The sequence below is a fragment of the Rhodothermales bacterium genome, from assembly GCA_034439735.1.
In the GTDB taxonomy this organism is placed as follows: Bacteria; Bacteroidota; Rhodothermia; order Rhodothermales; family JAHQVL01; genus JAWKNW01.
Genome location: JAWXAX010000266.1, coordinates 1 through 9,454 on the forward strand (window position 1 = coordinate 1; position 9,454 = coordinate 9,454).

Annotated in this window: 10 protein-coding genes; 6 read left to right on the forward strand and 4 right to left on the reverse strand. The window is 61.8% G+C overall.

Annotation, left to right across the window (positions count from 1 at the left end):
- Positions 1 to 124 precede the first annotated feature (124 nt).
- Positions 125 to 1,108 carry an ROK family protein gene (locus tag SH809_18675; protein ID MDZ4701744.1) on the forward strand — a complete coding sequence of 328 codons (984 nt, stop codon included), beginning with the start codon at positions 125 to 127 and terminating at the stop codon, positions 1,106 to 1,108.
- Positions 1,109 to 1,174: 66 nt separating this feature from the next.
- Here the strand turns inward: SH809_18675 and SH809_18680 are convergent, their stop codons facing one another.
- The 3 genes from SH809_18680 to SH809_18690 all read right to left on the reverse strand — a co-directional run bounded on the left by SH809_18680 (position 1,175) and on the right by SH809_18690 (position 3,475).
- Positions 1,175 to 2,629, reverse strand: a complete 1,455-nt coding sequence (locus SH809_18680; GenBank protein ID MDZ4701745.1) for an HAD-IG family 5'-nucleotidase — start codon at positions 2,627 to 2,629, stop codon at positions 1,175 to 1,177.
- 62 nt (positions 2,630 to 2,691) lie between these two features.
- Positions 2,692 to 3,102: a hypothetical protein gene (locus SH809_18685; GenBank protein ID MDZ4701746.1), complete on the reverse strand. Its 411-nt coding sequence runs from the start codon at positions 3,100 to 3,102 to the stop codon at positions 2,692 to 2,694.
- A complete protein-coding gene (locus SH809_18690; protein ID MDZ4701747.1) occupies positions 3,074 to 3,475 on the reverse strand; it encodes a hypothetical protein in 402 nt (133 codons plus the stop codon). Before SH809_18690 ends, SH809_18685 begins: the two co-directional genes overlap by 29 nt.
- A gap of 219 nt (positions 3,476 to 3,694) precedes the next feature.
- On the opposite strand from SH809_18690, the gene prfA reads away from it, so the two are divergent.
- The 5 genes from prfA (at position 3,695) to SH809_18715 (ending at position 8,224) form a co-directional block, all read left to right on the forward strand.
- Positions 3,695 to 4,771 (forward strand): peptide chain release factor 1, encoded by a 1,077-nt coding sequence (gene prfA, locus SH809_18695; protein ID MDZ4701748.1) that lies wholly within the window; start codon positions 3,695 to 3,697, stop codon positions 4,769 to 4,771.
- A gap of 256 nt (positions 4,772 to 5,027) precedes the next feature.
- Positions 5,028 to 5,381: a 30S ribosomal protein S6 gene (gene rpsF, locus SH809_18700; GenBank protein ID MDZ4701749.1), complete on the forward strand. Its 354-nt coding sequence runs from the start codon at positions 5,028 to 5,030 to the stop codon at positions 5,379 to 5,381.
- Between the two features lie 94 nt (positions 5,382 to 5,475).
- Positions 5,476 to 5,664, forward strand: a complete 189-nt coding sequence (gene rpsR, locus SH809_18705) for a 30S ribosomal protein S18 (GenBank protein ID MDZ4701750.1) — start codon at positions 5,476 to 5,478, stop codon at positions 5,662 to 5,664.
- Positions 5,665 to 5,668: 4 nt separating this feature from the next.
- Positions 5,669 to 6,133: a 50S ribosomal protein L9 gene (rplI, locus tag SH809_18710; protein ID MDZ4701751.1), complete on the forward strand. Its 465-nt coding sequence runs from the start codon at positions 5,669 to 5,671 to the stop codon at positions 6,131 to 6,133.
- Positions 6,134 to 6,265: 132 nt separating this feature from the next.
- Positions 6,266 to 8,224: a cytochrome c biogenesis protein CcdA gene (locus SH809_18715; GenBank protein ID MDZ4701752.1), complete on the forward strand. Its 1,959-nt coding sequence runs from the start codon at positions 6,266 to 6,268 to the stop codon at positions 8,222 to 8,224.
- Positions 8,225 to 8,230: 6 nt separating this feature from the next.
- Here the strand turns inward: SH809_18715 and SH809_18720 are convergent, their stop codons facing one another.
- Positions 8,231 to 9,187, reverse strand: coding sequence for a D-glycerate dehydrogenase (locus SH809_18720; GenBank protein ID MDZ4701753.1), 957 nt, complete (start codon positions 9,185 to 9,187; stop codon positions 8,231 to 8,233).
- Positions 9,188 to 9,454 lie beyond the last annotated feature (267 nt).

Below are 9,454 nucleotides of genomic sequence, written 5' to 3' on the forward strand. Positions count from 1 at the left end.
CCCACCTGCAACCAGCCCACCTGCAACCAGCCCACCTGCAACCAGCCCACCTGCAACCAGCCCACCTGCAACCAGCCCACCTGTAACCTGCCAACCTGCAACCTGCCAACCTGCAACCACCCTTATGCCATCCTATGTAATCGGCTTCGACCTCGGCGGGACGCGGCTCAAGAGCGGCGCGGTGACGCGGAATGGGCGGATCAAGGCCGCCGGCATCATGCCGTCCGGCTATACGATGGTGCCTAAAAAGCTGCTCAAGGCCTATCTGGACGAGATCAAGCGCATCACGGCCGAGATGGGGGAGGGGCCGAAGGGAATCGGGCTGGCGTTTTCGGGGGCTGTGGATCCGCGGAAGGGGGTCGTCTATTTACCTGGCAAGGTGAAGGGGTTGGAGGGGTTTCCAATCGTGGAATTACTGGAGGAGGCCGCCGGCGTGCCTGTCGTAGCCGACAACGACGGCCGGATCTCGATGTACGCGGAAGCGACGTACGGCGCGGCGCGGGACTACCCCTGGGCGATGACGATTACCATTGGGACTGGCGTCGGCTCCGGCGTGCGGCTGGATGGAAAAATCCTGCGGGACCCCCACCTCCAGTTCGGCACCCAGATGTCGCACATCGTCCAGCAATCCAACCAGGGTCACCTGTGTATCACCGGCGCTCGGGGCACGGCGGAGATGTTGTGTTCTGCGACAGCACTGGCGTTATCGGTACGCAGTGCCCTCCAGCGCGGCATCGAATCCAGCCTCAGCGACGCCTACTTCAAAGACCCTGTCAGCATAGACTTCAAGCGGGTAATCCAGGCTGTGGAAAAGGGCGACCGGTTGTGTCGGGACGAACTCGACCGCTGGATCGAGCAACTTGGCTGGCTGCTGGTGAGCGCCGTCCACGTCTATGCGCCCGAACTCATCATCCTTTGCGGCGGAGCGACCCACGCAGCTCACGTGTTCCTGGAGCCGCTCCAGCGCCACGTCAACCAGCACATCTTCCGCTACCCCGTCGGCGAGCCGATGCCGATCGTGGTTTCGGAGTTAAGCGATCACATGGGGGTGTTGGGAACGGCGGCGCGGGCGTGGGAATGGGTGGCGGAAGTGCAAAGTGCAAAGTGAAAAGTGCAAAGTAAACGCCTGGAGCAACCAAACGCGTATCACTTTTCACTTTTCATTTTTCACTTTTCACTTTTCACCTTGCACTAAACTATAGTCCGCCGTATCTGCCAGGCTGTGGGGGAGGCTGCCTCGGGAGGAGCGGAGGTAGACGAAGGGGGTGTAGGGGAGGAAGTTGGAGACGCGGGAGGTGTAAATGTCCGCCGAGTGTTCGAGCGTGCGGGCGAAATGGCTTTTGTCGTTGCCGGCGTGCATGAGCAGGCCCCAGTTCGGGTTATGGAGCTGGCCGGCGGCCGTCGCGAATTCCCCAATGCCCTCGTCCAGTGCTACGAGTTGCCGGCGGAGTTCCTGCATCTGTTCGTCGAGCCGGGCCACACTCCGGTCAGTCTGCGGGCCGTATTTTTTGTTATTGCGCTGCCGTTCGAGGCGGATGGCGGAGTACTCGCTTTCGAGCTCTTCCTTTTTGATCATCAACATCGACAGCGTGTATTGATGCTGTTCGAACGCGTCGATCGCGCGGATCTCGTCTTCGAGCTCACGGAGGATGAGGGCCGTGCGCCACCGGAGGAGGGATTTGGTGACCTTCACATCCGAAAAAATATGGTCGCCCACGTACAGGATTTTTTCGCCCGTAAGGCCCAGTGAGCGCTCGACGAGGGCCGCGTTGCCGCCGACGTAGATGCCGCCGGCCTGCAGGGGTTTGCGGTGTTCGCGCAGCAAGCCATCGTCGTTGACCACCTCGAAGATGGGCGAACGACCGGAAAAGAAATCGGGCTTGCGCGCGCCCACGATCGTGTAGTGAAACAGGTCGCGCCACGTCATATCGCCCGGCAGATACGCGTCGAAGACATACGACAGCATCGGCGCGGCGTAGCTCCACTCCGAGTTTGTGATGAGCATCACCTTTTTGCCGGACTCCTTCTGGTCCAGCAGCGCCAGCGGCATGTCCGGGTCGCGGTCGACAAACCGCTCGGGATGGTCGATGATCTCCTGCTTGAGCAGGCCTTCGAGGTGCGCATCGTCCAACACCTGGCGCGTGTGGCGGTACAGCGTTTCGTAGCCGAGCGACGGCGGCAGCTTACCCTCGTCGAGCAGTTCGACGAGTTGCATGTACATGCAGGCCTCCGAGATGGAAAAGAGCGTGTTCATGACCTTCCATCGGTCGTCGTGCAGGTCGATGAGCGTGCCCTGGTAGAGGTCCCGCTGGCGACTGAAATCCATCGTCTTCGTCCCGTGGAAGACGCGCTTGACGTATCCGAAACGATTCGCCTTGAGGACATTCCCTTCCCGCGTATCGACGATCAGCCCCTGCATGGTCAGGTTCGAATCGAACTGCAGGGTGTCCACGGGCCAGTGGAGCGTACGCTTGAGCCCCTCTCGTAGATAGGTATAGGCTCGTTCTTCCCACGCGGCCATGTCGTAGTGGATGAGCGTATAGTCCATGTCGTAGCCTATCGCTTCGATGCTACGCAGGTTGAGGGTGCGGTTGCAGAATATGCCTTTTTCGCGGGCGATGGATGTCATGTACAGCGATGATTTGCGGAGAGAGGCGTTTAACGTTTTTAATGTTGTAACGTTCAACGTTTTTACTTGGCCAGGGCTACGATCCCCAGCACAGCGGCGGCGCCGAAGCCCAGGAAACTGGATCCTTTCCAGAACTTTTTCCAGCGCTCCTCGCGTTTTCGGGCGTCGTCCACGCGATTGAACTGGGTGCGGAGCGCGGCGAGGTCGGTTTCGAGGGAGGCCGTTTGCTGGCCGATGGCGTCGCGGGATTGCGTCAGGTGTTCGATCTGAAGCAGTCTGTTCTCGGCCAGGTCGGACTGGGTGGCGACGAGCGCCTCCAGGCCGGCGATTTTCGCCTCCATCGCCGGCACCAGCTCCATCACCAGGTTGCGGTAGTGGACGGCCGCGATGCGGGGCAGGACGATGGATTCGCCGCGGGCCGGCAGGGTTATCAGGGCGACGCTATCACGGGGAGTCTGCGCTTGAGTCGGCATAGAGCCGAGCAAGAATATGATTGAGATCGCGAACGAGCGAATCAGCCGAGTGATCATAACGGGTGATGTTTTGTTGGAGCGCGCGGATCCGGTTGTTGCGGGCAACGAGCGCGTCGCCGAGGCTGTCGCGCGTGGTGAGGAGTTCGCCTTCGCGCGATTGCAGCTCGTCGAGTTCCGTCTGGAGCGCCCCGATGAGGGTCTGCAACGAGTCCCGCATCGCCTGCGAGCGCTCGAGACGCAGGAAAAGCTCCCTGTTTTCCCGGTCAATGTCGCCGCTCGACGGGTCGAACCACGCGCGGTAGGCGAAGAGCGCGCCGGCGACGGCGATCAGCACGATGAGGAGCGTAGTGCCCAGGGAGATCTTCTTTTCCATATCTATTGCAGTAAACGCATCAACATATCTGATGGTCGTCCCGGCCGCTGGTTTTCCAGGATACTCCCTGTCTGTATACTCCCTGTCTGTATACTACCTGAAAGGATACATCCCGGCCGGCTTTTGTGCGAATCTGCGAAAAATACCGGATGAGGCATCAACCGGCCCCGGTTTCGGGCGTTAACGGCTCGCTGATGCCTTGGAGGAGGACAACCACCGATGATGAATCTCGATTCTTTATACGAAATCAAACGCCGTTTCGCGGAAGTGACCGAGTTGATGTCCGTTCCGGATATCGCTCGAGACGTGACGCGCATGGTGGCATTGGGGCGCGAGCATACCGAGCTGAAGGAGGTTGTGGCGGCCATCCAGGCGTACGAGGGGATTCTGGACGAGATCGAGAACCTGCGGGAGCTGGTCCGCTCCGAGGAGGAGGAAGAGCTGGTGGTGATGGCTCGGGAAGAACTCAAGGCGCTGGAGGAGCGGCTGCCCGGCGTCGAGGAGGCGCTCCAGTTTACGCTCATCCCGAAGGATCCGTCCGACGCAAAAAACGCGATCATCGAGATCCGGGCCGGCACGGGCGGCGACGAGGCCGCGCTATTCGCCGGCGACCTCTACCGCCTGTACACCCGCTTCGCCGAGGACCAGGGGTGGAAGGTGGATCCGATGGACATGTCCCACGGATCGCAGGGCGGCTTCAAGGAAGTCATCTTCGCGCTGAAAGGCGCCGGGGTGTTTGGGACGATGAAATACGAAAGCGGCGTGCACCGCGTGCAGCGGGTGCCGGCCACCGAGGCCAGCGGACGCATCCACACCTCCGCCGCCACCGTCGCCGTGCTCCCCGAGGCCGACGAAGTGGACATCGCCATCCACCCGAACGACCTCAAGATCGACGTCTACCGCTCCAGCGGCCCCGGCGGGCAGTCCGTCAACACCACCGACTCCGCCGTCCGCATCACCCACCTCCCGACCGGCCTTGTCGTCACCTGCCAGGACGAGAAGAGCCAGCTCAAAAACAAGGACAAGGCCCTCCGCGTCCTCCGCTCGCGGCTTTACGACCAGGAACTAGCCCGTCTGAACGCCGAACGCAGCGAGGCCCGGCGCTCGATGGTCGGCTCGGGCGATCGGTCGGCCAAGATCCGCACGTACAACTTCCCGCAGGACCGCCTGACGGACCACCGCCTCGAAGGCGACGCCAAAAACTACCCGCTCGCCCAGATCATGAACGGGCACCTCGACCCCGTGATCAACGCGCTACGTACGGCCGACTATGCGGAGAAGCTGGGGCAGCTTTGACAAGGCAAAAGGGAAAAGGCAAAAGGCAAAAGGAAAAAGGAAAAAGGAAAAAGGCAAAAGGGAAAAGGAAAAAGGGAAAGCTCGATCCCGGTTCACTTTACCTTTTACCTTTTACCTTTTACCTTTTTCCTTGATTAACCGTTTGCGTGAAAATTAGCGCAGTATCGGATCTTATCCCCGGTCAACGGTTATCACGCTCCCTATCCCTGCTCCCGGCCTGCGGGGGCATGATTCACCATCATTCCACAGGGTATTTATGGCTGATAACAGGTACATGTACGAAGTTACGTACATAGTAAACGCTGTGCTCAACGACGACCAGCTCCGGGGCGTCGCGCAGCGGATACGGAAGACGATCGAGGAGAACGGCGGCGAAGTGATCGACGTGGACGAGTGGGGCAACCGCCGGCTGGCGTACCCCATCAAGAAGAAGCGGAACGGGTACTACGTCAACCTTTACATGACGGCACCCGGCAGCATCATCCCGCGGCTGGAACGCATGCTTGAGATCGACGAAGACGTGCTGCGCTACATCACGTTGCGCATGGACACGAAGATGATCAAGCACTACGAACAGTCCAAGCAGACCGGCGCACCGCAGCCGGCCTGACCCACACCCCGCTATCCACGACAGGTAAACGACTATGGAACCGAGACGCAAGCCCCAGGGCGGCGACGATGCACCGGAGGAGAAAGTACCGGGCATGGAGAAAGTCGAGTACATCGACTATAAAAATACCGAATTGCTTCTGCGTTTCTTGAACGAACAGGGGAAGATCCTGCCGAGACGCATCACGGGCATTACGGCCAAGCAGCAACGCCAGTTGACCCGCGCCGTCAAGCGCGCCCGCCACCTGGCTCTTATTCCGTTTGTTTCTGATACGGTTCGGTGAGACCATGAAGATCATACTTATAAAAGACGTTATCGGGCTCGGCGAACAGGGCGACGTGGTGACGGTGAAGGACGGCTACGGCCGCAATTTCCTGATCCCGCGCCTCCTGGGCGTAATGGCTACTCCGGGCGCGGTGAAGGCCGTATCCGAAGAACGCCGCCAGGCCTCCCGGAAGTTTGCCAAACGCAAGGACGAACAGCTCGCGCTCGTCGCGCAGCTCGAGAAGACGGAAGTCGTCGTCCATTCGCGCGTCGGCGAGGAAAACCGCATCTTCGGCACCGTCACGCCGACACAGGTGGGCATCGAACTCACGAAGCAGGGCTTCGAGATCGATCGTCGCTTGATCGAGCTGAACGAGGACATCCGCATGATCGGCGTTTACTCTGCCACCGTGCGCCTCAGCAGCGAGGCGATCGCGCAGGTCAAAGTGCGCGTCGAGCCGCTGGTGGAAGAAGGCGAATCCGCCTGATCGCGGTTTCGCGGGCTGTCTTCCTGGCTGTCCTCCTGGCTGTTTTCGTGACAGCAACATTTGAGGAAGGGTGTTCGTTACCGATGCGTAGCGAACACCCTTTTTTCATTGCAGGCCGGTGATCCCTGTCCCATGCGACGGCTCCGCTTAGTTACACTCCTCCTCTTCGTCCTCCTAGCAATAGTGGGGCGCCTATCGTTTGCGCAGGGGCCGGCCAGCGAATACGTGGCCTGGACTTCCTCTATCCTCCCCGCCACCACTGCCGCCCCGGGTGACCGGGTGACCCTCCGCCTCGATGCAACCATCGCGGCGCCGTGGAAGATGTACGCCATCGGGTCGCCGAAGCCGAGTTGGGAGCTCCGGTTTACGCTGGACGAAACCCCGGACCTCGCGCGTGCCGGCGACGTGCGCCAGCGAGAACCTGTGAACGCGTACGACGAAGGGTTCAAGACAGAGGTGCTGTACGTTAAGGATTCGCATTTTATCGAAGCGGATCTGGAGGTGACGACCTCGGCCACGGCCGGGCCCGCGCGGGTCGCAGGCACCGTGGCGTTTGTGATCTGCAACGACGTCACGCTCATCTGTCTGCCGCCGGCGCGCATGCCGTTTGAAGCGGTGCTGACCGTTGCGGGTGGTGTGTCGGGCGCTGTATTTCCTTCCGTCGTCCCACCCCTGCTCGAGCCGCCGCCCACGTCGTCTGAGACGGCGCGTGAAGTGGAGTCCGCGATCGCGCCGGCCTCTGTCGGTGCCGCCTCGGCCATCCGGTCCGGCAGCCTCTGGGGGTTCATCCTGCTGGCCATCGGGGCCGGCCTGGGCGCGCTGCTCATGCCGTGCGTCTTCCCCATGATCCCGCTTACCGTTTCCTACTTCACGAAACACGCGCACAACCGCCGAGAAGCCGTGCGCATGGCCGTCGTCTACGGCCTCTCGATCGTCGGGCTCTTCACCGGGCTCGGCCTGCTGATGGCGTTCCTGCTCGGGGCCTCGGGGGCGCAGACGATCGCGGCGAATCCATGGATCAACCTGTTTATCGGCCTCGTCTTTGTCGTCTTCGCGCTTTCGCTGCTGGGTCTGTTTGAACTGCGCCTACCGAACGGGCTGCTGAACTTCGTCAACCGCCAGAGCAACGAGCGGAGCGGCTATCTCGGCGTCCTGTTTATGGGGACGACGCTGACGCTGGTCTCATTCTCGTGTACAGCGCCGTTTGTGGGAACGCTGCTGGCGGCCACGACGGTTGGCCAGTGGAATTACCCGGCGCTTGGAATGGTGATCTTCAGCGCCACCTTCGCCCTGCCGTTTGTGCTGTTCGCGCTGTTCCCGAGGGGGCTGTCGAAGCTGCCGGCGTCTGGCAGCTGGATGAACACCTTGAAGGTGGTGTTCGGCTTTATCGAGCTGGCGGCGGCGATCAAGTTTTTGTCGAATGCCGACCTCGTCTGGGGCTGGAATTTGATCTCGCGGCCACTGGCCATCGCGGTGACGGCGGTGATCCTGTTCCTCGCAGGCCTCTATCTCCTGGGCAAGATCCGGCTTTCGGAGGACGACGCCGCGCCGCACATCGGTGCCGGACGGCTCATCGCCGCGATCGCGTTTCTGGGGGTGTCGCTCTACCTCGTCCCCGGCCTGTTCGGGGCGCCGCTGAATAACCTCGACGCGTTTTTGCCGCCGCGCAAGGGGACGGATATGAGCCTCACGACGTCCTTCGCCCGGAGCGGGGTCGAAAACCCGGATGAAGGCTGGTTCGACGAGATCGAGCCGGCGTTCGCCGAGGCGCGGTCGGTCGGGAAGCCCGTGTTTATCGACTTCACCGGCTACACGTGCACGAACTGCCGGCAGATGGAAGCCAACGTATTCCCACATCCGGACGTCTCCCGGCGCTTCGTGGACGACTTCGTCCTCCTTCGCCTTTATACGGACGACCTCGACGCCGGCCCTGACCTCCAGCGGTACCAGCTGGACCTCACCGGGACGGTGGCCCTGCCCACCTATGCCATCGTCGAACCCCACGAAAATCGCCTCGTCGCCCGCCTCAGCGGCATGGTACCGGTAGAGCGCTTCGTGGCGTTCCTTGCGGAAGGGGGCAGGGGGATGTAGGGGTGTCTAGACAACCGGATTCGGCGGCTCCTCGCCGCGTAATACGGCGACCAGATTCGAAGCAGCCATCGTGGCCATGCGAGTGCGGGTGGTGAGGGTGGCGCTGGAGATGTGGGGGGTGAGGACTACGTTTTCCAGCTCGGCGAGGCCGGGGGCGAGGAGGGGTTCGTCTTCGTAGACATCCAGGCCGGCGCCGGCGATGCGGTGGTCTTGCAGGGCCTCGACGAGCGCGCGTTCATCCACTACCGGCCCCCGGCTCGTGTTGATGAGGATCGCGGACGGCTTCATTCGGGCGAGCGCGGCCGCGTCGATCAAATGGCGGGTGACGTCGGAGAGCGGGACGTGGAGGGAGACGAAATCGGACTCCGCCAGCAGTTCGTCCATTTCTACCCGCCGGGCGCCGAGGGCTGATTCCAGCTCTGTGTTGGGCCGGCGACCGGTGTAGAGGACCTTCATCCGGAAGCCGGCGGACTTAAGCGCCATGTTCGTCCCGATCCGGCCGGCGCCGACGATCCCCAGTGTGCTTCCCGTGACGTCCGCACTGAGGAATTGCATGGGCCCCCAGCTTTTCCAGGCGCCGGTGCGGATGAACCGATCCGTCTCCGCCACCCGCCGCGCCGTGCTGAACAGCAGCGCCCAGGCCATATCCGCCGTCGCGTCGGTGAGGACGCCCGGGGTATTTGTGATCCGGATACCCCGGGTGCGGGCCGCTTCGAGGTCGATGTTGTTGTATCCGACGGCGTAGTTGGCGAAGACCTTACACGCCGGCCCCGCCGTGTCGAACACCTCGGCGTCGATCGTGTCCGTGAGCAGGCAGAGCACCCCATCGCGCCCGCGGACGGCGGCGTGCAGCTCCGCCCGGGTGAGGGCGCGGTCCTCCAGGTTGCGCTCAACCCGGAAGCCGGCGCGCTCGATGATGTCGATCCCGGGTTGGGGGATGGGACGGGTGACGTAGACAAGCATATCAAGGCAAAAGGCAAAATGGAAAAGGCAAAACGGAAAAGGCAAAAGGTAAAATGGAAAAGGCAAAACGGAAAAGGCAAAAGGTAAAATGGAAAAGGCAAAACGGAAAAGGCAAAAGGTAAAATGGAAAAGGCAAAACGACGATGATGGAAGATGTAGGCCGGGTCAGGCCGAAGGCCGTGACCCGGCGCGTTTCACCGGCCGGCACCGCCCCGGCCGAAGGCCGTGACCCGGCGCGTTTCACCGGCCGGCACCGCCCCGGCCGAA

Bases quoted from the DNA above. Each gene is read 5' to 3' on its own strand.
- SH809_18715 (MDZ4701752.1), top strand. From the start codon at position 6,266: ATGCGACGGCTCCGCTTAGTTACACTCCTCCTCTTCGTCCTCCTAGCA.
- SH809_18720 (MDZ4701753.1), bottom strand. From the start codon at position 9,187: ATGCTTGTCTACGTCACCCGTCCCATCCCCCAACCCGGGATCGACATC.
- SH809_18680 (MDZ4701745.1), bottom strand. From the start codon at position 2,629: ATGACATCCATCGCCCGCGAAAAAGGCATATTCTGCAACCGCACCCTC.
- rpsF (MDZ4701749.1), top strand. From the start codon at position 5,028: ATGGCTGATAACAGGTACATGTACGAAGTTACGTACATAGTAAACGCT.
- prfA (MDZ4701748.1), top strand. From the start codon at position 3,695: ATGATGAATCTCGATTCTTTATACGAAATCAAACGCCGTTTCGCGGAA.
- SH809_18685 (MDZ4701746.1), bottom strand. From the start codon at position 3,102: ATGCCGACTCAAGCGCAGACTCCCCGTGATAGCGTCGCCCTGATAACC.
- rpsR (MDZ4701750.1), top strand. From the start codon at position 5,476: ATGGAGAAAGTCGAGTACATCGACTATAAAAATACCGAATTGCTTCTG.
- rplI (MDZ4701751.1), top strand. From the start codon at position 5,669: ATGAAGATCATACTTATAAAAGACGTTATCGGGCTCGGCGAACAGGGC.
- SH809_18690 (MDZ4701747.1), bottom strand. From the start codon at position 3,475: ATGGAAAAGAAGATCTCCCTGGGCACTACGCTCCTCATCGTGCTGATC.
- SH809_18675 (MDZ4701744.1), top strand. From the start codon at position 125: ATGCCATCCTATGTAATCGGCTTCGACCTCGGCGGGACGCGGCTCAAG.